The sequence below is a fragment of the Streptomyces fradiae genome, from assembly GCF_041270065.1.
In the GTDB taxonomy this organism is placed as follows: domain Bacteria; phylum Actinomycetota; class Actinomycetes; order Streptomycetales; family Streptomycetaceae; genus Streptomyces.
The window spans coordinates 5,575,849-5,599,561 of sequence record NZ_CP065958.1 but is presented as its reverse complement, the minus strand read 5'-3'; the positions used below and the strand labels follow the sequence as shown (position 1 = coordinate 5,599,561).

The following is a 23,713-nucleotide window of genomic DNA, read 5'->3' as shown; positions in this document are numbered from 1 at the left end:
TGCTCGGTAGTGGTACGGGTGAGCCGTTGTCGATTCTCACACGGTCGGCGGTGCGGAGGCGCTCGCTGCTGCTCCGCGGACCCGCCGCGCACCCGCCGCGGCCGGGCCCTCGGGGGCCTTGTGGGGCCTTTGGTCCCGGCGGTCCGGGCCCTTCGTCCAGCGGGCGTCGTATCGAGCCACAGGGGTATTGTCAAGAGGGCATTGCCGCCCTATCGGTGGTTTTTACATCCACCAGGCTGACAAGTAAGCCGCTCGGATTCGGACAGGAGACCACGGCGTGACGCGCAGCGTGTACGTGACCGGGATCGACCGCGGAGACGGCCGCCAGGTCGTCGAGCTGGGAGTCATGGAGCTCCTCACCCGCCAGGTGGACCGGGTCGGGGTGTTCCGGCCGCTGGTGCACCACCGCCCGGACCGTCTGTTCGACCTGCTGCGCAGCCGCTACCGGCTGACCCAGGACCCCGCCACCGTGTACGGCATGGACTACCACGAGGCGTCCGCGCTGCAGGCCGAGCGGGGCACCGACGAGCTGGTGTCCCAGCTGGTGGACCGGTTCCACGCGGTGGCCCGCGACTACGAGGTCGTCCTGGTCCTCGGCACCGACTTCGCCGCCACCCAGCTGCCCGACGAGCTGGCCCTGAACGCGCGCCTCGCCAACGAGTTCGGCGCCTCGGTGATCCCGGTGGTCGGCGGCAAGGGCCAGCCCGCGGAGTCGGTGCGGGCCGAGGCGCGCAACGCCTTCCGCGCGTACGACGGGCTCGGCTGCGACGTGCTCGCGATGGTGGTCAACCGGGTGGCGGCCGAGGACCGGGCGGCGATAGCCGAGCGGCTGACCGCCCGGCTGCCCGTGCCCTGCTACGTCCTCCCGGACGAGCCGGCGCTCGCCGCGCCGACGGTCTCCCAGATCACCCACGCGCTCGGCGCCACCGTGGTGCTCGGCGACGACGCGGGATTCGCCCGCGACGCCCTCGACTTCGTCTTCGGCGGCGCGATGCTGCCGAACTTCCTCAACGCGCTGACCCCGGGCTGTCTCGTCGTCACCCCCGGCGACCGGGCCGACCTGGTGATCGGCGCGCTGGCCGCGCACTCGGCCGGCACCCCGCCGATCGCGGGCGTGCTGCTCACCCTCGACGAGCGGCCCAGCGACGCGATCCTCACCCTGGCCGCCCGGCTCGCGCCCGGCACCCCGGTCATCTCGGTGCCCGGAACCAGCTTCCCCACGGCCGCCGAACTCTTCGCCCTCGAAGGCAAGTTGAACGCGGCGACGCCCCGCAAGGCGGAGACGGCGCTCGGTCTCTTCGAGCGCCACGTCGACACCGCCGACCTGCTGCGCCGGGTCTCGGTGGCCCGCAGCGGCCGGGTCACCCCGATGATGTTCGAGCACGAACTCCTGGAGCAGGCCCGGGCCGACCGGCGCCGGGTGGTCCTTCCGGAGGGCACCGAGGAGCGGGTGCTGCGCGCCGCCGACGTGCTGCTCCGCCGCGGCGTGTGCGACCTGACCCTGCTCGGCGACGTCGAGACGATCCGCAAGAAGGCCGCCGACCTGGGCATGGACCTCGGCGACAGCCAGCTGATCGACCCGCAGACCTCGGAGCTGCGGGACTCCTTCGCGGAGAAGTACGCGCGGCTGCGCGCCCACAAGGGCGTCACGGTGGAGCTCGCGTACGACGTCGTCTCGGACGTGAACTACTTCGGCACCCTGATGGTCGAGGAGGGCCTGGCCGACGGCATGGTGTCCGGCTCGGTGCACTCCACGGCGGCGACGATCCGCCCGGCCTTCGAGATCATCAAGACGAAGCCGGAAGCCTCGATCGTGTCGTCGGTCTTCTTCATGTGCCTGGCCGACAAGGTGCTCGTGTACGGCGACTGCGCGGTCAACCCGGACCCGAACGCCGAGCAACTGGCCGACATCGCCGTGCAGTCGGCGGCCACCGCCGCGCGCTTCGGCGTGGAGCCGCGGATCGCGATGCTGTCGTACTCCACCGGCACCTCCGGCTCCGGCGCCGACGTCGACAAGGTGCGCGAGGCGACCAAGCTGGTCCGCGAGTCGCGGCCGGAGCTGCGGATCGAGGGGCCGATCCAGTACGACGCGGCCGTCGAGCCGTCCGTCGCGGCCACCAAGCTGCCGGGCTCGGAGGTGGCGGGCCAGGCCACCGTGCTGATCTTCCCGGACCTCAACACCGGCAACAACACCTACAAGGCCGTGCAGCGCTCGGCCGGCGCGGTCGCCGTCGGCCCGGTCCTGCAGGGTCTGCGCAAGCCCGTGAACGACCTCTCGCGCGGCGCGCTCGTCAGCGACATCGTCAACACGGTCGCCATCACGGCGATCCAGTCCCAGCCCCAGCCCGAGTCCCAGGAGCTCCCGGCATGACCCCTCCCACCCGCGTACTGGTCCTCAACTCCGGTTCCTCGTCGGTGAAGTACCAGCTGCTCGACATGCGCGACGACCGCCGGCTGGCCCAGGGACTGGTGGAGCGGATCGGCGAAGAGACCTCGCGGATCGTGCACACCCCGCTCCAGGGAGGCGAGAAGCGCGAGAAGAACGGGCCGATCGCCGACCACGCGGCCGCCCTGAAGGCGGTCGCCGAGGAACTGGCGGCGGACGGCCTGGGGATGGACTCCCCCGAGCTGGCCGCGATCGGGCACCGGGTGGTGCACGGCGGGCTGCGGTTCACCGAGCCGACCGTCATCGACGACGAGGTGCTCGCGGAGATCGAGCGGCTCGTGCCGGTGGCGCCGCTGCACAATCCGGCGAACCTGGTCGGCATCCGTACGGCGATGGCGATGCGCCCGGACCTGCCGCAGGTGGCGGTCTTCGACACCGCCTTCCACACCACCATGCCGGAGTCGGCGGCGCGGTACGCGATCGACGTGGAGACCGCGGACGCGCACCGGATCCGCCGCTACGGTTTCCACGGCACCTCCCACGCGTACGTCTCCCGGGAGACGGCGAAGCTCCTCGGCAAGGAGCCGGCGGAGGTGAACGTGATCGTGCTGCACCTGGGCAACGGGGCCTCCGCCTCGGCGGTGCGCGGCGGCCGGTGCGTGGACACCTCGATGGGGCTGACCCCCCTTGAGGGCCTGGTCATGGGCACCCGTTCGGGCGACATCGACCCGGCGGTGACCTTCCATCTGAAGCGGGTGGCGGGCATGTCGGCGGACGAGATCGACGTACTGCTCAACAAGAAGTCGGGGCTCGTCGGGCTCTGCGGCGACAACGACATGCGGGAGATCCGGCGCCGGATCGACGAGGGCGACGAGCGGGCGGCGCTGGCCTTCGACATCTATGTGCACCGCCTGAAGAAGTACATCGGGGCCTACTACGCGGTGCTCGGCCGGGTGGACGCGGTGGCGTTCACGGCGGGGGTCGGCGAGAACGCGGCGCCGGTGCGGGAGGCTGCGATCGCGGGCCTGGAGGAGCTGGGGCTCGCGGTGGACGCGGAGCTCAACTCCGTACGTTCCGACGAGGCCCGGATCATCTCGCCGGTGTACGCGCGGGTGGCGGTCGCGGTGGTGCCGACGGACGAGGAGCTGGAGATCGCGCGGCAGAGTTACGCGCTCGTTCTGGAAGGGGCGGGCTCGAACGAGTGAACGCCTGAGCGGCCCCGCGCCCATTTGTACTTTCCACCAGACGGAATATTCCGCAGTGAAACAAACCGATAGGATCCGCCGTATGCGCCGTTCCAAAATCGTCTGCACGCTGGGCCCCGCCGTCGACTCCTATGAGCAGCTGAAGGCTCTCATCGAGGCCGGCATGAACGTGGCCCGATTCAACATGAGCCACGGGACCCAGGCAGAGCACCAGGAGCGGTACGACCGCCTCCGCAGGGCCGCCGCCGACACCGGCCGCGCCGTCGGCGTGCTCGCCGACCTCCAGGGCCCCAAGATCCGTCTGGAGACCTTCGCCGAGGGCCCCGTCGAGCTGGTGCGCGGTGACGAGTTCACCATCACCACCGAGGACGTCCCCGGCGACAAGGCCATCTGCGGCACCACGTACAAGGGCCTGCCCGGCGACGTGTCCAAGGGCGACCAGGTCCTGATCAACGACGGCAACGTCGAGCTGCGCGTGGTCGAGGTCGAGGGCCCACGGGTGAAGACCATCGTCGTCGAGGGCGGGGTCATCTCCGACCACAAGGGCATCAACCTGCCCGGCGCCGCGGTCAACGTCCCGGCCCTGTCCGAGAAGGACGTCGAGGACCTCCGCTTCGCGCTGCGCATGGGCTGCGACATGGTCGCCCTCTCCTTCGTCCGCGACGCCGCCGACGTCAAGGACGTCCACAAGGTGATGGACGAGGAGGGCCGCCGGGTCCCCGTCATCGCCAAGGTCGAGAAGCCGCAGGCCGTCGAGAACATGGCCGAGGTCGTCGCCGCCTTCGACGCCGTCATGGTGGCCCGTGGCGACCTCGCCGTCGAGTACCCCCTCGAGCGGGTCCCGATGGTGCAGAAGCGGCTCGTCGAGATGTGCCGCCGCAACGCCAAGCCGGTCATCGTCGCCACCCAGATGATGGAGTCGATGATCACCAACTCGCGGCCGACCCGCGCCGAGGCGAGCGACGTCGCCAACGCGATCCTGGACGGCGCGGACGCGGTCATGCTCTCCGCCGAGTCGAGCGTGGGCGCCTACCCGATCGAGACCGTGAAGACGATGTCGAAGATCGTCGCCGCGGCCGAGGAGGAGCTGCTCTCCAAGGGCCTGCAGCCGCTGGTGCCGGGCAAGAAGCCGCGCACCCAGGGCGGTTCGGTCGCCCGCGCGGCCTGCGAGATCGCCGACTTCCTGGGCGGCAAGGCGCTGATCGCCTTCACCCAGTCCGGCGACACGGCCCGCCGGCTCTCCCGCTACCGCACCCAGCAGCCGATCCTGGCCTTCACCACCGACGAGGGCACCCGCAACCAGCTCACCCTGAGCTGGGGCGTGGAGTCCTTCCTGGTGCCGTTCGTGAACAACACCGACGCCATGGTGGACCTGGTCGACGCCGAGCTCCTGAAGCTGCAGCGCTACAACGCCGGCGACACCATGATCATCACCGCCGGTTCGCCCCCCGGCGTCCCCGGCACCACCAACATGGTCCGGGTGCACCACCTGGGCGGCGCGGCGAACGCCTGACGCGTCCGCCTCGGCTCATGACGGAGCCCCCGTCCCTCCTCGGAGGGGCGGGGGCTCCGTCCTGTGCGGCTCCCGGAAGGGTCTGTGGGTTCTGTTGCGCGGTGGGCCCTGTTACGCGTTGGGCTCGATGGTGTTGCGCAGGCCCGGGACCTTGAGCGTGCCGCCGAACTGGCCGGCCTGCTTCACCGTGCAGTTGGTGAAGACGGCCCACGGGACGTCGAGCGGCGGCGGGGACTGCGGGCTGAAGGTGACCGGGATGAGGCCGAAGAGATTGCCCTTCAGCTCCTCCGTGTACATGGTCACCGTGCCGTTGCGGATGGTGGACTTCGAGCCCGGGTTGGAGCGGACGTGTCCGGTCAGCCCGTCGGAGTGCTCCGTCAGCTGGTGCAGGTTCCAGATGTCCACCTCGTCCGCGGTGAACTTGAGGACCTTCTTGATCTGACCGCTGCCCGTCTTCACCTCGACGATGCCGTGGTACTTGAGGCCGCGCAGCTCCAGGGTGCTGGTCTCCAGGCGCCACGGCGCGTCCGGGAGCAGCGGCATGCCGGGCTCCAGCTCCGCCGCGGCGAGCGCCTCGGGGTCGGGCTCGGGGCAGGGGAAGCGCGGCTTGGCGCCGTCCGGTATGTCCTCGTCCGCGGTCGGTTCGAGGCCCTTCGCGGAGTCGTCCAGCTCCTCCGTGGTGGCGCCGGCCTTGTCGGCGGCGTCCTGGATGGCGGCCTTCGTCTTGTCGACCGTGTCGGTCGTCTCCGTCTTCCCGGCGGGCTTGTCCGCGGTCGTGCCGGTCGGCGCGGTGGGCGCCTTCGTGGGGGCCGTGGTCGTGGTGGGCGCCTTCGTCGGGGTGGCCGACGAGGTGGGCGCGGGCGCCGGTGCGGTCGTCGCGTCGGGCCCGTCGAACAGGTCCTTGAGCGCGTCGCCGAGGCCCAGCGGGTCGAGCGGGTTGACCGACTTGGTGGGCGTCGGGGTGGGCGCGGGCGCCGTGGTGGTCTTGGGCGCGGGCGCCTGGGTGGTGCCCGTCTTCGGCTGCGCGGTCGCGTCGGAGGTCGCCGTCGGCTTGGGTTCCGTGCTCGCCGAGGCGTCCGGGGGGGGGCTCCTCGGTGGGCTGCGCGGTCGCGGTGGCGCTCGCGGTCGGCTTCGGGCTCTCCGTCGCGTCCGCCGTGGCGGACGGGTCGGCCGTCGGCTCGTCCGAGCGGGTCACGCACGGGCCGGGCGCGAAGGGGATGTCCTTGCTGTCGTCGGCGAGGGCGAGCCGGGGCGCCAGGCCCATGCCCACGATCACCGCGGTGGGCATGGCCGCGAGGGCCATCGCCTTGCCGACCGGCGCGTGGAGCTTGTTCAGGAAGGACTTGCGGGGGGCCGCGTGGCGCGGTCCTCTCTCCGTCCCGGCCGACTGTGTTTCGTCACCCCGCACTGTTACTCCCGCCGTTGGCTTCGGTCGTGGTCTCGGCCACCGGGACCTCGGCACCCTGCTGGGGGATCAGCGGCTGCGTCGTACCGGTCGTGCCGTCGTGCTCGTGGTGCTCGCCCGGGGCGGCCGGCGCCGCCTCCGTCCGCTCGTCCGACTCCGGCCGCTCGGCCCACTCCGACTGCTCGGCCCGCTCCGGCTCCTCCGCGGACTCCTCCGCCGGCGGGGCCGGGGCCCACGCCGCGGACATGCCGCCGCCGACGAGGGCGAGGAGGAAGCCGACGACCAGGCCGCCGAAGTTCGACACGGGGATGGAGATGAGTCCGAGCACGATGGCCGCCACGCCCGCGAAGACCCGGACGGCGGGCTGGAACCACATGGTGAGCCCGAGGGTGATCAGCAGCACGCCGATGATCAGCGCACCGGCTCCGGCGGTCGTCGCCATGGCGAGGGTGACGTTGCCGAGGCGCATGTCCCCGTACGGGAGGTACGCGATCGGGACGCCGCCCAGCATCGTGAACAGGCCCGCCCAGAAGGGCCGGGTCTGCCGCCAGACACGGAACCGGTTCTCCTGGTGGACTCCGCTGGAAGCAGTGGACTCGGCGCTCATGGAAACAGCTCCCTGAAAGCGGTGGTACTGAGAAAAGAGGGAAGAGCGGGCAGGTGCCCGTGGTGTGCGGATGCGGGGCCGCGCGAGGCGGCCCCACACCCCCGGGCTTCAGTCCGAGGTGGACGTCTGCCTCAGAAGCACTCGACCCCGGCGCCCTTGCCGCGCTTCAGCGACAGGTCGAGGTCGGGCAGCTTGAAGGTGCCGGCGGTGGTCGCCCACGCCGTCTGCTGCACGTTGGACAGCCGGGCCACGTCCGCGCGCTGGCCGAAGCCGTACGGGTTGGCCTTGGTGTTCGGCTGGATGCCCGGCTTGCCCGGCGCCTTGGCGAGGTTGCCCGCCGCCACGCCGATGTCGATGTTCTCGAACTCGGCGTCGGTCTTGAGCGAGGAGACATCCAGGTAGATGTTCTTCGCGTAGACCTTCTTGGAGGCGTCGTTGGCGCCGCCGGTGCCGGCCTTCAGCTGCAGCGTCACATCGCCGACGAACGGGATGTTCGGCGTCACGACGGACTGGCACATGTTGGTGATCCAGGCCTCGGAGAAGCCGGAGACCGCCACCGGAGCGGCGAAGTCCTTGCCCTCGAGGTCCTTGCCCGCGTCCACGCTGCCGTACTGCACGAAGTCATTGCCGACGAGGCTGTCGGTGCTGACCTTGAACTCCTGGCCGGAGATGCTGAACGACGCGGCGAGCGCGCCCTGGGCCAGGCCGACACCGATCGCGGCCGTCGCGGCCACGCTCGGCACCATGACGACGGCGAACCGCTTCCATCTGGTCCCGCCACGAACCTGGGACTTCATGAGAATTCCTCCTTCTCGGACGTACATCTCCGGATGGGCCCAGGGCCCGTCCTGGGATGGGAGAAGTGCTACGTCCTCGGGAAGGAGAGCGCCGAGGGCTCAGGCGGCACGACGCGCGTCCTAATCACCGGCGATCACCCCCGAGCGACAACCACTGGCCACGCGGTGCGCGGCCGGATCGGACAGGCCCTGCCGGTCAGAGCAGGAACCCCCCTGTCCACGGCCGGCGACGTCGCCGCCGGCCCGCTCGGTGGGGACCCTTCGCCGCGCGCAGTCGGCGGGGAGCCGGGCTGGTGCGGTGTCGGACCGAGCGTCGCCGATCGTGGTCCATTACGGGCGCCCGCACAAGGGGGTTCGTTACTCGCTAGTAACGGCCTGATAACCACGACACGACGGGCCGACATCGGACGGCCACACAGGGTGCCTCCGCGTGACACGACAAAGGAGGATGAGGGCGGAGAAAACCGGACAGATTTTCGGGTTCGATTTACTGCAAGTAACAGCGGCCGCGATTACCAAGTTTTGGTAAAGCGCGGCCGCCGAATGTCACTGTGTCGCCAAATCGTCCCGTTGTGGAGCGCGGGCGAGGACCGGACGAGGGCTCAGAACAGGGCGCTCGCCAGGGCCTGCCGGGCCGCCGTCACCCGCGGGTCGTCGGCGCCGATCACCTCGAAGAGCTCCAGGAGCCGCAGCCGCGCCGCGTCCCGGTCCTCACCGGCCGTGCGGCGCACGGCGTCGATGAGCCGCCCGAAGGCGTCCTGCACGTGCCCGCCCACCAGGTCCAGGTCGGCGGCGGCGATCTGGGCGGCCACGTCGGCCGGGTTGTCCGCCGCGTTCTTGCGCACCTGCTGCGGGTCCACGCCCTGCACCCGGGAGAGCAGTTCGGCCTGGGCGAGCCCCAGCTTGGCCTCCGGGTGACCGGGGTCGTCGGCGAGCACGTTCTTGTACGCCTGGACGGCGCCGGCCAGGTCGCCCGCGTCGAGCGCGGACATGGCCGCCTCGAGCAGCGCGTCATACGGACCGGCCGGCGCGGGCGCGGCGCTCTCGTCGCCGGTCGCGTCGGGGTCGACCTGGATGCCGGTGAGGCCGAAGCGCTCCTCGGCGACCTGGACCAGCTGGTCGAGGGTCTGGCGGATCTGCGCCTCGGGGGCGGCACCCTGGAAGAGCGGCAGCGCCTGACCGGCGACCACCGCGAAAACGGCCGGAATTCCCTGGATGCCGAACTGCTGCATCAGCATCTGGTTGGCGTCGACGTCGACCTTGGCGAGCAGGAACCGCCCGTTGTACTCGACGGCCAGACGCTCCAGAAGGGGGCCGAGCTGCTTGCAGGGCTCGCACCACTCGGCCCAGAAGTCGATGACGACCGGGACCTCGGCGGACCGCTGGAGCACATCGCGCTCGAAGCCGGCCTCGTCGACGTCGATCACCAGGGCGGAGGGGGCGACGGCGGACGTGCCGCCGTGCCGCGCGGCCTCGGCGCGCGCCGCCTCGGCCTTCGCCTTGGCCTCGCCGGCCGCCTTCACCGCGGCGAGGTCGACGACGCCGCTCATGGACATGTTTCGGGGCTGCATGGCTACATCCTCCCCCCTCCGCGCGCGTAACCGGAAAGCCATGGCTGAACCGCGCCGTCCGGGGTGGGACGATGCGGTTCGGTGTGTGCGGGTGTGCGCCGGGTCCCCACCCGGCGCGGTGGTTGTCGCTGAGGCTGTTCAAGCCTTTCGCTACGGGTCGTAGCGTAATGGCAGCGACCCCCGGCGTGGGGCGGGGCCGGTGGTGAACTGGCTCACATCGCCCGCCACTGGCGCAATACCTACTGACGGGTATGGTCGCGTCCATGTGTAGCCGCACCCGTTCCCGAAGCCGAACCGGACGCCCGCGCTCCGTGGAGGCCGACACGGCCATCCTGGAGGCGACCCGGGCGGCCCTCGTGGAACTGGGCTGGTCCAAGCTCTCCATGGGCGATGTCGCGACCCGGGCCGGCGTCGCCAAGACCACGCTCTACCGGCGCTGGGCCAACAAGAACGAACTCGTCGTGGACGCCGTCGCCGTCCTGTTCGACGAACTCGAACTGCCTGATCTGGGTTCCCTGCGCGCCGACATCGAAAACGTCGTCCTGCAGTTCGCCGCGCTGCTCGAACGCCCCGAGACCAAGACCGCCCTGATGGCGGTGGTCGCCGAGTCCACCCGCGACGAACCGCTCCGCGAGCGGATCCGCGACTCCATCGTGGACCGCCAGAAGCGACTGGTCCTGGAGGGCCGCCAGCGCGCCCAGGAGCGCGGCGAGCTGCCCGCCGAGCGCGACCCGGAGACCATCGCGGCCGGCGACGACCTGATCTTCGACGTGGTGGCCGGCGCCGTGGTGCACCGCGCCCTGGTGAGCGCCGAACCGGTCGACCAGGCGTGGGTGCGGCGCCTGTCCGCACTGCTCATCGGCGGCCTCGGCGCGGTGGACGAGGCCGGCCAGGTCGGCTAGGACGGCCGAAAAGCGACGCCGGCGGCCGGGGCCGTACGACGAAGGGGCGGTACGGGAACTCCCGTACCGCCCCTCGTGCCTGACGGCGGAGGCCCTAGAAGCCGGCCGGCTCCGTGTAGACGCCCCACTCCTCGCGGAGCACGTCGCAGATCTCGCCCAGCGTGGCCTCGGCCCGTACGGCGTCGAGCATCGGCGGGATCATGTTGTTCCCGTCCCGGGCCGCCGCCAGCATCGCTTCGAGGGCGGCGCGCACCTTGGCCTCGTCCCGCTTGCCCTTGCGGTCGCCGAGGACGCGGACCTGCTCCCACTCGACCTCGTGGCTGACCCGCAGGATCTCCAGGTCGCCGGTGACCGAGCCGTGGTGCACATTGACGCCGACGACCCGCTTCTCGCCCTTCTCCAGGGCCTGCTGGTAGCGGAAGGCGGACTCGGCGATCTCGCCGGTGAACCAGCCGTCCTCGATGCCGCGCAGGATGCCGGAGGTGATCGGCCCGATCGGGTGCTTGCCGTCCGGGTGGGCGCGCAGACCGCGCTCCTTGATCTGCTCGAAGATCTTCTCGGCGTCGGCCTCGATGCGGTCGGTGAGCTGCTCCACGTACCAGGAACCGCCCAGCGGGTCCGCCACGTTGGCGACGCCGGTCTCCTCCATCAGCACCTGCTGGGTGCGCAGCGCGATCTCGGCGGCCTGCTCGCTGGGGAGCGCGAGGGTCTCGTCGAGGGCGTTGGTGTGCAGCGAGTTGGTGCCGCCGAGGACCGCGGAGAGGGCCTCGACCGCGGTGCGCACGACGTTGTTGTACGGCTGCTGCGCGGTGAGCGAGACACCGGCGGTCTGGGTGTGGAAGCGGAGCCACTGCGCCTTGTCGGTCTTGGCGCCGTAGACCTCCTTCATCCAGCGGGCCCAGATCCGGCGCGCGGCGCGGAACTTGGCGATCTCCTCGAAGAAGTCGAGGTGCGCGTCGAAGAAGAAGGAGAGGCCGGGCGCGAAGACGTCGACGTCGAGGCCGCGGGAGAGACCGAGCTCCACGTAGCCGAAGCCGTCGGCGAGGGTGTACGCGAGCTCCTGCGCGGCCGTCGCCCCGGCCTCGCGGATGTGGTAGCCGGAGACCGAGAGCGGCTTGTACGCGGGGATGCCCTGCGCGCAGTGCTCCATCAGGTCGCCGATCAGGCGCAGGTGCGGCTCCGGCGGGAAGAGCCACTCCTTCTGCGCGATGTACTCCTTGAAGATGTCCGTCTGCAGCGTGCCGTTGAGGACGGCCGGGTCGACGCCCTGGCGCTCGGCGGCGACCAGGTACATGCAGAAGACGGGGACGGCGGGGCCGGAGATCGTCATCGAGGTGGTGACGTCGCCCAGCGGGATGTCCTTGAAGAGGACCTCCATGTCGGCGGCGGAGTCGATGGCGACACCGCAGTGCCCGACCTCGCCGAGCGAGCGCGGGTCGTCGGAGTCGCGGCCCATGAGGGTGGGCATGTCGAAGGCGACCGAGAGCCCGCCGCCGCCGGCGGCCAGGATCATCTTGTAGCGCTCGTTGGTCTGCTCGGCGTTGCCGAAGCCGGCGAACTGGCGGATGGTCCAGGTGCGGCCCCGGTAGCCGGTCGGGTGCAGACCGCGGGTGAAGGGGTACTCACCGGGCCAGCCGATGCGCTCGAACCCCTCGTAGCTGTCCCCGGGGCGCGGGCCGTAGACCGGCTCGACCGGGTCCCCGGAGAGCGTGGTGAAGTCGGCGTCGCGCTTGCGGGCCTTGTCGTAACGGGCCTGCCAGCGACGGCGGCCTTCCTCGATGGCGTCAGCGTCCATGCTTCGAATTTACTAGGACGTCCTAGTAAATGTCGATGGCAAACCTCCGCACATACGTACGGAGGTTCGGGGTCAGGCCTTGGCCGGAGCCGGCTGCGCGCCGCTGACCAGCGGAAGCGTCTCGGCGACGACCTTGCGCTCGACGAAGAAGGCGGCCGTGGGAATCGTGCCGGAGACCAGCACCCACAGCAGCTTGCCGAACGGCCACTTGGCCTTGGAGCCCAGGTCGAAGGCGAAGATCAGGTAGATGATGTACAGGACGCCGTGGGCCTGGGAGACCGCGAAGGTCAGGTCCTCACCGACGCCGAAGCCGTACTTGGCGACCATGCACGCGCAGAGGATGAGGAGCATGACCGCGGTGACGTACGCCATGACGCGGTAGCGGGTCAGCACGCTGGATTTCATGGCATCGAGCGTAACGGCAGGTTCCGGGCGATCTTCGCGCGGGTCAGCCCTCGTCGAAGTCGTGCGCCGCGACCCGCAGCGGGCGCAGCATCGCGAAGATCTCGGCGCACTCCTCGGCGTCGTACGCGCCGAGCCCGAAGTCCATCTCCATCAGGTCGCGGGTGGCGGACTCGACCACCTCGCGGCCCTTCTCGGTGATCGAGGCGAGGGTGCCGCGCCCGTCGTTCGGGTTGGGGCGCTTGGCGACCAGGCCGGACTTCACCAATCGGTCGACGGTGTTGGTCACCGAGGTCGGGTGGACCATGAGCCGCTCGCCGATCTTCGACATCGGCAGCTCGCCGGCCTTGGAGAAGGTCAGCAGGACCAGCGCCTCGTAGCGGGCGAAGGTCAGCCCGTACGGCTTGACCACGGCGTCCACCTCGGCCAGGAGGATCTGGTGGGCGCGCATGATCGAGGTGATCGCGGCCATCGAGGGGACCGGGCCCCAGCGCTTCTGCCAGAGTTCGTCGGCGCGGGCGATGGGGTCGAAGGGGAGACTGAGCGGCTTCGGCACGCGTCGACCTTACCGACTGGTCATATGGCGGTCAGCCCCGTCTCGCCTTTCGGTCGATCCCGTCGTCCTCGGGACCGTTCCGGACCGTCCGGACCGTCCGGACCTCGCGTACGAGCAGGGCCACGCACCCGGTGCCGAGGATCCCGGCGCCCGCGACCACGGTGTGCACGGCGGCGAACTCGGCGGCCACGCCCGCCGCGGCCATGCCGAGGCCCTGGCTGGTCATCATCCCGGCGCTCATCAGCGTCATCGCCCGGCCCCGACGCTCCTCCGGGACGGCCGCGACGAACCAGGCGTCCAGACCGAGGGTGTACGCGCCGGTGGCGCCGGCCAGGACGAGCGCGGCCGCCGCGAGCCCGACGCCCGGCCCGGCCGCGTACAGGAGGAAGGGCAGCAGCCCGGTCGCGGCCAGCGGAAGCACGATCCGGGCCCGGGCGGCGGCGGAGAGCAGCGAACCGGCGAGCAGCTCGCCGAGCACCGTGCCGACCGGCAGCGCGCACATCAGCAGCCCGAGCGCGGCGGTGGACGCCCCGGCCGCGTCCGCGAAGGGCGCGGCCAGCGCCTCGGGCACCACGGCGAACATCGGCGGCACCCAGAACATCAGCATCAGCGCCCGCACCCGGCGGTCCCGCAGCACGCCCCAGGTGGCCCGCAGGCCCTCCCGCTCCCCGGCGCCGCGGGCCGGGCGGCGGGCGGTGCCGAGGCGCAGCAGCAGCGCGGAGCCCAGGAAGGTGCCTGCGGTGATGCCCAGCGCGCCGCGCGGCGGCACGGCGGTGAGCAGCACGCCGCCGACGGCGAAGCCGGCGAGCAGCGCGCTCTGCGACACGATCCGCAGCAGCGACCGCCCGAGCACGAACAGCTCCCCCTCGCCGAGGATGTCGGCGAGGGTCGCCGTCCGGGTGCCCTGGAACACGGGCGCGACGACGGCGACGGCGCAGCGCAGCGCTAGCAGCCCGGCGACGGGCGTGAGCGGCACGGTCATCAATGCGACGCAGGCCGCACAGATCACGTCGCAGACGACGAGGAGCCGGCGCGGCGGGACCCGGTCGGCGAGCCCGGCGAGCACGGTGCCGCCGAAGAGGTACGGCAGGAAGCCGAGCGCGAAGGTGAGCGAGGAGAGCAGCGGCGAGCGGGTGAGCTCGTACACGAGCACGGTGAGCGCGAGCTCGCTGACGACGACGCCGAGCAGCGAGCAGAGGTGCGCGGCGAACACGTAACGGAACTCGCGGACGGCGAAGACGGCACGGTAGCCGGTCTGCGGGGCGGCCGGCGGGCGGGTGTCGGCGGGCGCCGGGGGCTCCCCCGGCGGCTTGAGGTCGTTCGTGGGCATGCCCGCAGCGTGCGGGGGTGTCAGTGTCCCGCCCTAGACTTTCGGCCCCAGCCGAAAGTCTCTGCGGCTCCCTGGAGGCCCCGTGCCGTACCACCTGCACTTCGGCGAGGCCGATCCGCTGCGCATCCGGTTCGCGATCTCGCCGCTGTGGGAGACGCAGTCCGCGGTGCGGGTCCTTGCCCGGCCGCGGCAGCAGAAGTACCACCTGCCGTGGCTGCGGCGGATCGCGGAGGCGGCGCGCGGCCTTGACCTGGCGCCGCTGCAGCTGCTGATGCCGCGGCGCGGGCACAGCCCGGACTGCCTCTATCCGCCGCCGCTCACGCCGGCCGCGGTGCTCGCGGAGGAGATCGCGGCGGTGCGGGCGACCGCGCCGGAGGTCGCCGCCGCGGACTTCGCCCGGGCCCTCGCGGACACGCCGGGGGCCACGGAGAGCGCGGAGGGGCGCCGGATCCTGGCGGACCCGGCCGCCTCGCTCGCCCGCCTCGCGGATCTCCTCGAACGGGCCTGGGAGACGCTGGTCGAGCCGGAGTGGCCGCGCCTGCGGGCGCTGTTGGAGGCGGATGTCGCGTACCACTCGCGGCGGCTCGCCGACGGCGGTCTGGAGCGGCTGCTCGGCGAGCTGCACCCGGCCTTCGCGTGGTCGGAGGAGACGGCCACGCTCGTCGTGGACCACTACCGGGGCGAGCATGTGCGGGCCCTGGCGGGCCAGGGTCTGGTGCTGCTTCCGTCGGTGTTCGTCTGGCCGGAGGTGGTGAGCGGTTTCGACCCGCCGTGGCAGCCGACCATCGCCTACCCGGCGCGCGGGATCGGCGGGCTGTGGACGGAGCCGGGCGAGCGCACCCCGGAGGCGCTGGCCCGGCTCCTCGGCCGGGCGCGGGCGGACGTGCTGTGCGCGCTCGACGAGCCGGCGGGCACCTCGGCGCTCGCGCACCGGCTCGGCCTCGCGCTCTCCTCGGTCTCGGCGCATCTGTCGGTGCTGCGGGCGGCGGGGCTGCTCACCTCTCGGCGGTACGGGCATCAGGTGCTGTACGAGCGGACGGCGCTCGGGATCGCGCTCGCGGTGTCGCAACCGGACACAGACTGACCGGTATGTCACGATAGCCCGACATGTGGCCCGACACGTCACGTCTCGTCGTCCTGTAACCCGACCCGACCCTGGGGGCCGGATGCTCCGCCGCCGTCACGTCACCACCGCCGCCGCTCTCTGCCTTGTCACCGCCCTCCTGCTCACCGGCTGCGGCACGGGCGACGACGGGCCCGACTCCCCCGTCGGGCCTCCCTCGGCGCGCGGCGAGGCGGCGCCGCCGACCGGCGGCTCGCCCTTCTGGGTCGACCCGGAGAGCGACGCGGCCCGGCAGGTGCGGCAGTACGAGGCACAGGGCCGTGCCGAGGACGCCAAGGTACTGCGGCGGATCTCCGAACAGCCGGTGGCGGACTGGCCGGCCGGCGACAACCCGGTGCCGGACGTGTCCCGGGCGGTGAAGGGCGCGGCGCCCGACGAGCGCACGGTGGTCTTCGTCGCGTACAACATCCCGCACCGCGACTGCGGGATGTACTCGGCGGGCGGGGCGCACGACGGGCAGGCCTACCGCACCTGGGTGGACGCCTTCGCCACGGCCATCGGGGACGCGCCCGCCGTCGTGGTCCTGGAGCCCGACGCGGTGCCGCACGTCGTGGACGGCTGCACCCCCGGCGAGTACCACGAGGAGCGGCTGCAACTGCTCTCCGAGGCGATCGAGCGCTTCAAGCGGCAGCCGCACACCCGGGTCTATCTGGACGCCGGCAACCCGGCCTGGATCGACGACCCGAACAAGCTGGTGGAGCCGCTGCGCCGGGCGGGCATCGCGCGCGCCGACGGCTTCGCGCTCAACGTCTCCAACTTCCAGACCAACGACGTCGTACGGGGCTTCGGCGCGGGTCTGTCCCGGCTGCTCGGCGGCACCCACTTCACCGTGGACACCAGCCGCAACGGCGACGGCCCCCTCCCGGGGGACCGGGCGGAGGCCTGGTGCAATCCCCCGGGCCGGGCGCTCGGCGTGCCGCCGACGGACCGGACCGGGGACGAGCTGGTCGACGCGTATCTGTGGATCAAGCGCCCCGGCGACTCGGACGGCCCCTGCCGGGGCGGTCCGGCCGCTGGGACCTGGTGGCCCGACTACGCGCTGGGCCTCGCGCGCCGGGCCAAGGGCTGAGCCGGGCGAGGGGCTGAGCCGGGCGAAGGGTCAGGAAGCCTCCGGCTCATCGCTCTCGCCCGCCACCTGGATCCACTTCGCCTCGGACGGGATCCCGTCCTGGTCCGTCACGAACAGCATGTACCAGCCGGGCGGGACCAGGGTGCGGTCCTTGGGGACCTCGACGGTGACGGTCACCCCGTCCGCCTCCTTCGTCAGACCGAGCTCGATGGAGCGCTGTTCGACGTCCGTCGTGTGGGTGACGGCGCTGGGCCGCATCAGCCGGGCCGCGGTGATCCGGGTCGCGTCCTGGGTCTTGAAGGTGGCCCGGCCGTTCTGGTCGAGCTCCTGCGGGCCCTCGCCGAGCACCGGCCGGTTCCCGCCGGCCCGGTGCAGGGCGGGCGGGGTGAAGACCTCGATGCGCTGCTCGAAGGTGCCGAGCTTGGTGTTGTCCTTGTTGCTGTAGAGCGGGTCGGAGCCGAAGGTGGCGACCCGGCCGTCGGGCAGCAGCAGCGCCTCGGAGTGGTAGTTGCGGCCGACGGTCGGCTCGGCGGCCTCGTTGAAGGCGTTGCTCCGGGGGTCGTAGAACTGCGACTTGAGGATGTCGCTGCCGCCCGATCCCCGGTACTGCTCGGAGCCGCCGCTGGTGAAGACGGTGTCGTCGGGCATGAGCACGCTGCTGAGATAGCGGGTGCCCTGGGGCAGGGCCGGCCCGTCGGTGAAGACGGGGCTGTCCTTGGACAGGTCGATGATGGAGGTGCGGGCGGTGGAGTTGGGGGACTCGCCGACCCCGCCGCCGCCGAGCACCATGACCTTCTGGTCCTGGGCGGGCGGCAGCATCAGGGAGGCGGAGGTCTCCAGCTGGTCGGGGTCGGTGAGGCCGGGCAGCTTGGTGAAGGCGTTCTTCTTCAGGTCCCACAGGCCCGGCTCGCGGCCCTTGTCGGCGGGGCCGTAACCGGCGTTGGAGCCGGTGTAGAGGAGCTTGCCGCCCTTGGTGAGGAAGAGCGCCGGGTAGGTGGGGAAGTAGCGGAAGGGTCCCTTGGACCACTTCTTGGTCTTCGGGTCGTAGATCTCGTTGTCGCCGGGGACGACGTCGCCGACGTCGTTGAGCCCGGACACCGCGAGCACCTTGCCGTCGTCGAGGGTGACGAGGGTCGGGTACCAGCGGGCGTCCTTCATCGGCGCGACCGGGATGTACCGCTCGGCCTTCGGGTCGAACTCGTAGGCCGCCTTGATGCCCTGGAAGTCCTGCTTCTCGGTGGTGAGCTTCTGGGCCAGGCCGTAGACGTTGTCGGCGTCGTCGCCCTTGAGCCCGACGACCTCGTACTGCGCGGCCTCGGTGGTGAGCGCCTGCGGGCCCTCCTTGACGGCCTCGACGAAGACCCGCGCCTCCGCCGCGGTGACCTTGGTCTTCCAGGGCTTCATCTGGCCGCTCTTGAAGTACGAGATCTCGAACTCGCGCTTGGCCTTGGGGACGGTGACGTCGAACTTCGACACGTACTCGACACCGGACGGCGAGCGGAAGACGGTGCCCTTCTTGAGGGTGATCGCCCGGTCGGGACTCTCGTTCTTGACCCGCATGCCGCCGCCGGCCTTCTTCACCTTGCCGTCGAGGATCTCGTAGCGGGCGGTGCCGCCGGCCACCAGGAGGCGCCCGTCGGGGAGCTGGGTGTGGCCGGAGCAGAAGAAGTCCTCCGGGGTGTCGATCTTCTTGAAGGTGTTCTTGACCGGGTCCCACAGGACGGTCTCGAAGGTGCCGGCGTCGAACTTCTTCTGGTTGTTGCCGGAGCCGGCGATGAGCAGCACCTTGCCGGTGTGCAGCAGGGCGGCGTGGATGGCGTTGACCCGGTACTGCTCGGGGACGTCGACCACGTCCCAGGAGCCGTACTTCTTCATGTACTCGGGCTGCGCGATCTTGTACGCGTGGTACTTCTCGCTCGCGAAGGAGACGGCGGCCGGAGCGTTGAGGGCCGCGAGGACGAGGACGGCACCGCTGCCGAACAGGGTCTTCTTGAACTGCTTGGACGGCCGGTAGGCCATGGCTCAGTTCCCTCCGGTCGTCGTGGGCGCGGGAGCGGTGGTGGGCTTGGGACCGGTCTTGGCCGGGGTGGAGACGAGGGTGCGGCCCTCGGCGGCGAGACCCTCGGCGGCGTCCGTACGGCCGCGGGCGCGGGTCCTGGCCCGGGCGGCGGCGCGCACCCGGAGCCGGCGCTTCTCGCGCTGGGCGGTGAAGGCCCACACGGTGATCGGGGCGAGCGCGATGACCAGGGCGAGCACGGCCCAGGTGCGCATAGCGGCGTGGGTGTGGCCGAAGTGGACGGAGGCGACGAGGGAGGCGATGAGGACGGCGGCCCAGTAGAGATGGATCCGGAAGGTGAGGATCCGGTCGGGGCTGGCCTCGCCGCCCTTGGGGGTGACGACGAAGCGGCCGCGGGTGCGGAGCAGCGCGGAGCCCAGCGACTTGAGGTAGATCGGCGCGGAGATCGCGGACATCGCCATGCCGGCGAGGCCGCCGGAGCCCTCGGGCTCGTGCGGCGAGACGTTGTGGCGGCGGTTCCAGAGGTAGAGGCCGATCTGCAGGGCGACGGCGTCGCTGTAGATCATCAGCCAGACCGAGGAGGAGACCTGGGTGCCGGAGGCGCCGAGCCAGAGGAAGAGGACGCAGGAGAGGATGCCGAGCAGCCAGTTGACGGCCGTCATCGGGTAGTAGACCAGCATCAGCGTGTAGTTGAGGAGCCGTCCGGGCGGGGTCCGGAAGGGCGCCTTCCAGTATTGCTTGAGCAGCGTCTCGTAGGTGCCGCGGGACCAGCGCAGCTGCTGGGTGAAGAAGTCGGTCCAGGAGGCCGGCCCCTCCCCCACCGCGAGCACGTCCGGGGTGTAGACGGAGCGCCAGAAACGGCCGGTCAGCGGGTTGCGGCGGCGGTGCAGTTCGAAGCCGGTGGCCATGTCCTCGGTGATGGAGTCGTACAGGCCGCCGATCTGCTTGAGGGCGGAGATCCGCACGACGTTGTTGGTGCCGACGAACATGGGGGTGCGGTAGCGGTTGCCGGCCCGCTGGATGAGCGCGTGGAAGAGGAACTGCTGCGACTCGGCGGCCTTGGTGACGGCGGAGGTGTAGTTGCCGTACACCTGCGGGCCGACCACGAAGGCGATGTCGGGGTCGCGGAAGTAGCCGAGCATCCGCTCAAGAAAGTTGGGCAGCGGCACGTGGTCGGTGTCGACCGAGGCGAAGAAGTCGTAGCCGTCGCCGTGCATCGCGAGCCAGGCGTTGTAGTTGCCGTGCTTGGTGCGGGCCTTGTGGACGCCCTTCCTGCGGTTCCACTCGGGGACTCCGGCCCGGGTGAAGTGCCGGACGCCGAGCTCCTCGCAGAGCGCCTTGGCGTCGGCGTCGTCGCCCTCGTCGAGCAGCCACACGTCGAGCGGCCCGTCGTGGCGCAGCCGTACGGCCCCCTGGAGGGTGGCCCGGACCATGGAGAGCGGTTCCTTGCCGGGCACGTACGTGGTGAGGAAGGCGACCCGGGTGCCGGGGGCGGCGCGCACGGGTATCGGGTCACGGGCGACGAGGGTGGCGTGCGCGATCGAGGTGACGTTCACCAGCATGAAGAAGCAGATCAGCCCGATCGCGACGAGCATGACGGTGTCGTACGGCACCCGCCAGACGTCGTCCCCCTCGCGCACGGTCCAGTGGCTGGGCCAGACGAGATACGCCAGGAGCAGCGCCGAGAGCAGCGGCGCGAGCCCCATGAGGAGGACGGCTCGTATTCGGTGCGGCTCCTTCGAGAGCAGACTCCGGTACTGCACCCGGTAGGGCCCGTTCGCCTGGTCCGGTTCCGTGAGGGGACCGGCGAGTCGGCTGTAGGTGTCGTAGTCGTAGCCTCCCGGCCGCACGGTGCCTCCAGCTGTCGTCGAACCTGTCGATAGCCCCACAAAAGGGGACATTCATCGGCGTGTCGACTGGAAGCGTCCGAGTGAGGGGTTTTCAGATCCCGCCATCCTCTACGCGCAACGGGTGACAGACGGCCCGGGGACCCTGGGGCGCCGAGCCGACCTCCCGCCCGAACCCCTCGACGAAGGCGGTGAGCAGCCGGGCGAACTCCACCCGGTCGGCCGCCGGCCAGTCCGCCATCGCCCGGGCGAACACCTCCTCACGGAGGCGGTGGGTCCGGTCGAGCCGATCCCGGCCCTCGGGCGTGAGCGCGAGCAACGTCCGGCGGGCGTCGCCGGGGTCCGGGGCCCGCGTCAACCACCCCTCCTCGGCGGCGCGCAGCACCAGCCGGCTGGCCCGGGGCTGGTCCACCCCGAGCGCGGCGGCGACGTCCGAGACGGAGCAGGCACCGTCACGCTCCTCGACGGCGTCGAGGACGCCGAAGAGGGTGGGGTCGACGGGCCGGCCCTCGCCGTCGGGCGGGGCGAGGCGGCCGAGGGAGCGGCGGGTCTGGCTGCGGCGGATGGCGACCATGGCGCGCTCGACGGCGGTGAGGGCCTGGCGCTGTTGCTTGTCCGACATGCATGCTAGTTTACAACTGTTGTAAAAACACATGCATTGGCGCCCACGATGGGGGAACGTCATGGAAGACCTCCGCACCCAGCGCCCGCTCGGCTACTGGCTCAAGCACATCGACGGCGCGATCGAGGCCGCCATGGCCCGCCTCTTCGCCGCCGACGACCTGACCCGGCGCGGCTGGCAGGTCCTGAACACCCTCTCGTACGAGCCCATCACCCCGAGCCGGATCGACGAGACCCTGGCCCCCTTCCTCTCCCCCGCCGAACCGTCGACGCGCCCCTACGTCGACGCCCTGGTCCACCGCGGCTGGGCCCGCCCCGGCCCCGCCGACACGATCCAACTGACCGCCCCGGGCCACGCGGCCCACCGCCGCATAGCCGAACAGGTCACCGCCCTCCGGTCCCGGGTCACCGAGAGCCTGTCCCCCGAGGAGTACGGAACCCTCCTCACCCTGCTCCGGCGCGTCGCCGACCACCTGGACGCGACGGAGCCCAGGACCGATTGAGGTCCGGGGCTCCGCGAGGACGCGTCACGCACCCAGGTGCCGCTCCACCGTCTCGACCTTCTGCGTCAGGCCGTCCGTCACGCCGGGGCGGATGTCCGCCTTCAGGACGACGGAGACGCGCGGGGCGCGCGCCTCGACGGCGGCGACGGCGCGCTTGACGACGTCCATCACCTCGTCCCACTCGCCCTCGATCGAGGTGAACATGGCGTCCGTACGGTTCGGGAGGCCCGACTCGCGGACGACGCGGACCGCGTCGGCGACGTACTCGCCGACGTCCTCCCCCACACCCAGGGGGGTCACCGAGAACGCGACGATCATGCGTTGACCACGCCCTCGCGGCGGGCGCGGGACGCGATGACCGCGGCCTCGGCCTCACGCTTCAGCTTGCGCTCGGCGACGAAGCCGCCGAAGGGAAGCACGGAGAGGACGAAGTAGAGCGCGGCCGTGCCGAAGCTCCACTTGGTCTTGTTCCAGGCGTCCAGCCAGAAGAGGACGTAGAGGATGAAGAGGATGCCGTGGATCGCGCCCATGACCGGCACCGCGTTGAAGTCCGTCGTCCGCTTCAGCACCGAGCAGACCAGGAGCAGCAGGAAGGACACTGCTTCCGGTGCGGAGACGAGCCGGAGCCGGTGCAGGGAGGAGGCGGTCTTGATGTCCACGGGAGGGGTCACCTTCGTTCGGATCTTGTGAACGGATGCACAAGGGCCGTTCCATTGTGCACGGCGACTTTGCTGTCCCTTTATCCGGGGGCCCAGTACCTTCCCTGGGTGGCAACGTTCCGACTCCAAGGCAGCAAAGTGCTCGCCGTGACCATGACCGGCGACGCCGTGAAGGCGAAAAACGGCTCGATGGTCGCCTACGACGGCCAGATGGCCTTCAAGAAGATGTCCGGCGGCGGTGAGGGTCTGCGGGGCATGGTGACCCGCCGGCTGACCGGTGAGCAGATGGAGGTGATGGAGGTACGGGGGCAGGGAACCTGCTGGTTCGCCGACCGGGCCTCCGAGATCAACCTCGTCCAACTGCACGGCGACAAGCTGTGGGTGGAGGCGAGCAATCTGCTCTGCACCGACGCCGGGCTGCGCACCGGCACGACGTTCACCGGGCTGCGCGGGGGTGCGACGGGCAACGGTCTGTTCACCACGACCGTGGAGGGCACCGGGCAGGCGGCGATCATGTCGGACGGTCCGGCGGTGGTGCTCCGGGTGAGCCCGCAGTACCCGCTGTCGGTCGACCCCGGCGCGTACATCGCCCACCAGGGCAACCTCCAGCAGAGCTTCCAGTCCGGTGTGACCTTCCGCACCTTCCTGGGCGAGGGCGGCGGCGAGGCGTTCCAGATCCGCTTCGAAGGTGACGGACTCGTGTACGTCCAGCCGTCCGAGCGGAACACGATCGGAGGTGACGTCTGATGCCGTTCCGCGAGATCAACTCCAAGATGATCGAGGCCACGGTGATTCCGGGGCAGCGGCTCTTCAGCCAGCGCGGCGCGATGCTCGCGTACCGCGGCGACGTCAGTTTCACGCCGAACATCACGGGCGGCCAGGGCGGTCTGATGTCGATGATCGGCCGCCGGGTGGCCGGCGAGGCGACCCCGCTGATGACCGTGGAGGGCAGCGGCACGGTGATGTTCGGGCACGGCGGCCACCACATCCAGGTGATCGCGCTGACCGGCGACACCCTCTACGTGGAGGCCGACCGGCTGCTCGCCTTCGACGGCACCCTGGAGCAGGGCACCATGTTCATGGGCTCGCAGGGCGGCGTGATGGGCATGGTGCGCGGCCAGGTGACCGGTCAGGGCCTGTTCACCACGACCCTCAAGGGCCATGGCTCGGTGGCCGTGATGGCGCACGGCGGGGTGATCGAGCTGCCGATCACGCCGGGCCGTCCGGTGCACGTCGACCCGCAGGCGTACGTGGCGCACCACGGCGACGTGCGCAACAAGCTGTCGACGGCGCTCGGCTGGCGGGACATGGTGGGCCGGGGCTCGGGCGAGGCGTTCCAGCTGGAGCTGAGCGGCAGTGGCGCGGTCTACGTCCAGGCCTCGGAGGAGAAGCTGTGAGCACCCCT

The 23,713-nt window shown here is 71.2% G+C and carries 21 protein-coding genes and 1 pseudogene; 9 read left to right on the top strand and 13 right to left on the bottom strand.

Annotated elements, in window-relative coordinates:
• Nucleotides 1–277 precede the first annotated feature (277 nt).
• From pta to pyk, 3 genes are all read left to right on the top strand, one after another.
• Nucleotides 278–2,371: a phosphate acetyltransferase gene (pta, locus tag JAO84_RS25720; RefSeq protein ID WP_370414957.1), complete on the top strand. Its 2,094-nt coding sequence runs from the start codon at nucleotides 278–280 to the stop codon at nucleotides 2,369–2,371.
• Nucleotides 2,368–3,591, top strand: coding sequence for an acetate kinase (locus JAO84_RS25715; protein WP_370414956.1), 1,224 nt, complete (start codon nucleotides 2,368–2,370; stop codon nucleotides 3,589–3,591). The genes pta and JAO84_RS25715 overlap by 4 nt, the downstream gene beginning before the upstream one ends.
• An 82-nt stretch (nucleotides 3,592–3,673) precedes the next feature.
• Nucleotides 3,674–5,104: a pyruvate kinase gene (gene pyk / locus JAO84_RS25710; RefSeq protein WP_370414955.1), complete on the top strand. Its 1,431-nt coding sequence runs from the start codon at nucleotides 3,674–3,676 to the stop codon at nucleotides 5,102–5,104.
• Between the two features lie 111 nt (nucleotides 5,105–5,215).
• Here pyk and JAO84_RS25705 read toward each other — a convergent pair.
• The 4 genes and pseudogenes from JAO84_RS25705 to JAO84_RS25690 form a co-directional block, all read right to left on the bottom strand.
• Nucleotides 5,216–6,512: pseudogene (locus JAO84_RS25705) on the bottom strand (hypothetical protein).
• Nucleotides 6,502–7,116 carry a DUF6114 domain-containing protein gene (locus JAO84_RS25700; RefSeq protein ID WP_370414954.1) on the bottom strand — a complete coding sequence of 205 codons (615 nt, stop codon included), beginning with the start codon at nucleotides 7,114–7,116 and terminating at the stop codon, nucleotides 6,502–6,504. Before JAO84_RS25700 ends, JAO84_RS25705 begins: the two are co-directional and overlap by 11 nt.
• Before the next feature lie 131 nt (nucleotides 7,117–7,247).
• On the bottom strand, nucleotides 7,248–7,913 hold the full coding sequence (locus tag JAO84_RS25695) for a DUF6230 family protein (protein WP_265864783.1): 666 nt from the start codon (nucleotides 7,911–7,913) through the stop codon (nucleotides 7,248–7,250).
• 602 nt (nucleotides 7,914–8,515) lie between these two features.
• Entirely contained in the window at nucleotides 8,516–9,484 is a 969-nt protein-coding gene (locus JAO84_RS25690) for a tetratricopeptide repeat protein (RefSeq protein WP_370414953.1), read from the bottom strand.
• 263 nt (nucleotides 9,485–9,747) lie between these two features.
• On the opposite strand from JAO84_RS25690, the gene JAO84_RS25685 reads away from it, so the two are divergent.
• Nucleotides 9,748–10,386: a TetR/AcrR family transcriptional regulator gene (locus JAO84_RS25685; protein WP_370414952.1), complete on the top strand. Its 639-nt coding sequence runs from the start codon at nucleotides 9,748–9,750 to the stop codon at nucleotides 10,384–10,386.
• A gap of 94 nt (nucleotides 10,387–10,480) precedes the next feature.
• Here the strand turns inward: JAO84_RS25685 and JAO84_RS25680 are convergent, their stop codons facing one another.
• The 4 genes from JAO84_RS25680 to JAO84_RS25665 all read right to left on the bottom strand — a co-directional run bounded on the left by JAO84_RS25680 (nucleotide 10,481) and on the right by JAO84_RS25665 (nucleotide 14,469).
• On the bottom strand, nucleotides 10,481–12,181 hold the full coding sequence (locus JAO84_RS25680; RefSeq protein WP_265864786.1) for a methylmalonyl-CoA mutase: 1,701 nt from the start codon (nucleotides 12,179–12,181) through the stop codon (nucleotides 10,481–10,483).
• 72 nt (nucleotides 12,182–12,253) lie between these two features.
• Nucleotides 12,254–12,586, bottom strand: coding sequence for a DUF3817 domain-containing protein (locus JAO84_RS25675; RefSeq protein WP_265864787.1), 333 nt, complete (start codon nucleotides 12,584–12,586; stop codon nucleotides 12,254–12,256).
• Between the two features lie 43 nt (nucleotides 12,587–12,629).
• Nucleotides 12,630–13,139 carry a MarR family winged helix-turn-helix transcriptional regulator gene (locus tag JAO84_RS25670; protein WP_265864788.1) on the bottom strand — a complete coding sequence of 170 codons (510 nt, stop codon included), beginning with the start codon at nucleotides 13,137–13,139 and terminating at the stop codon, nucleotides 12,630–12,632.
• Between the two features lie 31 nt (nucleotides 13,140–13,170).
• A complete protein-coding gene (locus JAO84_RS25665; RefSeq protein WP_370414951.1) occupies nucleotides 13,171–14,469 on the bottom strand; it encodes an MFS transporter in 1,299 nt (432 codons plus the stop codon).
• 82 nt (nucleotides 14,470–14,551) lie between these two features.
• On the opposite strand from JAO84_RS25665, the gene JAO84_RS25660 reads away from it, so the two are divergent.
• Both JAO84_RS25660 and JAO84_RS25655 read left to right on the top strand, forming a co-directional pair.
• The gene (locus tag JAO84_RS25660) at nucleotides 14,552–15,553 is read left to right on the top strand and encodes a DUF5937 family protein (RefSeq protein ID WP_370414950.1); all 1,002 of its coding nucleotides are present in this window, start codon (nucleotides 14,552–14,554) and stop codon (nucleotides 15,551–15,553) included.
• Between the two features lie 82 nt (nucleotides 15,554–15,635).
• On the top strand, nucleotides 15,636–16,661 hold the full coding sequence (locus JAO84_RS25655) for a glycoside hydrolase family 6 protein (protein WP_370414949.1): 1,026 nt from the start codon (nucleotides 15,636–15,638) through the stop codon (nucleotides 16,659–16,661).
• 30 nt (nucleotides 16,662–16,691) lie between these two features.
• On the opposite strand, the gene JAO84_RS25650 is transcribed toward JAO84_RS25655, so the two are convergent.
• The 3 genes from JAO84_RS25650 to JAO84_RS25640 form a co-directional block, all read right to left on the bottom strand.
• Nucleotides 16,692–18,680: a galactose oxidase-like domain-containing protein gene (locus tag JAO84_RS25650; protein WP_370414948.1), complete on the bottom strand. Its 1,989-nt coding sequence runs from the start codon at nucleotides 18,678–18,680 to the stop codon at nucleotides 16,692–16,694.
• 3 nt (nucleotides 18,681–18,683) lie between these two features.
• Nucleotides 18,684–20,528: a glycosyltransferase family 2 protein gene (locus JAO84_RS25645; RefSeq protein ID WP_370414947.1), complete on the bottom strand. Its 1,845-nt coding sequence runs from the start codon at nucleotides 20,526–20,528 to the stop codon at nucleotides 18,684–18,686.
• Nucleotides 20,529–20,619: 91 nt separating this feature from the next.
• On the bottom strand, nucleotides 20,620–21,147 hold the full coding sequence (locus JAO84_RS25640) for a MarR family winged helix-turn-helix transcriptional regulator (protein ID WP_370414946.1): 528 nt from the start codon (nucleotides 21,145–21,147) through the stop codon (nucleotides 20,620–20,622).
• A gap of 61 nt (nucleotides 21,148–21,208) precedes the next feature.
• Here JAO84_RS25640 and JAO84_RS25635 point away from each other — a divergent pair, with 61 nt between their 5' ends.
• On the top strand, nucleotides 21,209–21,649 hold the full coding sequence (locus tag JAO84_RS25635; RefSeq protein WP_370414945.1) for a MarR family winged helix-turn-helix transcriptional regulator: 441 nt from the start codon (nucleotides 21,209–21,211) through the stop codon (nucleotides 21,647–21,649).
• Nucleotides 21,650–21,673: 24 nt separating this feature from the next.
• On the opposite strand, the gene JAO84_RS25630 is transcribed toward JAO84_RS25635, so the two are convergent.
• Both JAO84_RS25630 and JAO84_RS25625 read right to left on the bottom strand, forming a co-directional pair.
• Nucleotides 21,674–21,967 carry an MTH1187 family thiamine-binding protein gene (locus JAO84_RS25630; RefSeq protein ID WP_370414944.1) on the bottom strand — a complete coding sequence of 98 codons (294 nt, stop codon included), beginning with the start codon at nucleotides 21,965–21,967 and terminating at the stop codon, nucleotides 21,674–21,676.
• Nucleotides 21,964–22,308, bottom strand: coding sequence for a DUF3817 domain-containing protein (locus JAO84_RS25625; protein WP_265864802.1), 345 nt, complete (start codon nucleotides 22,306–22,308; stop codon nucleotides 21,964–21,966). Before JAO84_RS25625 ends, JAO84_RS25630 begins: the two co-directional genes overlap by 4 nt.
• 108 nt (nucleotides 22,309–22,416) lie before the next feature.
• Here JAO84_RS25625 and JAO84_RS25620 point away from each other — a divergent pair, with 108 nt between their 5' ends.
• Both JAO84_RS25620 and JAO84_RS25615 read left to right on the top strand, forming a co-directional pair.
• Complete coding sequence (locus JAO84_RS25620; protein ID WP_265864803.1) at nucleotides 22,417–23,055, top strand: AIM24 family protein; 639 nt, start codon at nucleotides 22,417–22,419, stop codon at nucleotides 23,053–23,055.
• Nucleotides 23,055–23,705 (top strand): AIM24 family protein, encoded by a 651-nt coding sequence (locus JAO84_RS25615; protein ID WP_370414943.1) that lies wholly within the window; start codon nucleotides 23,055–23,057, stop codon nucleotides 23,703–23,705. Before JAO84_RS25620 ends, JAO84_RS25615 begins: the two co-directional genes overlap by 1 nt.
• The last annotated feature ends 8 nt before the right edge of the window (nucleotides 23,706–23,713 follow it).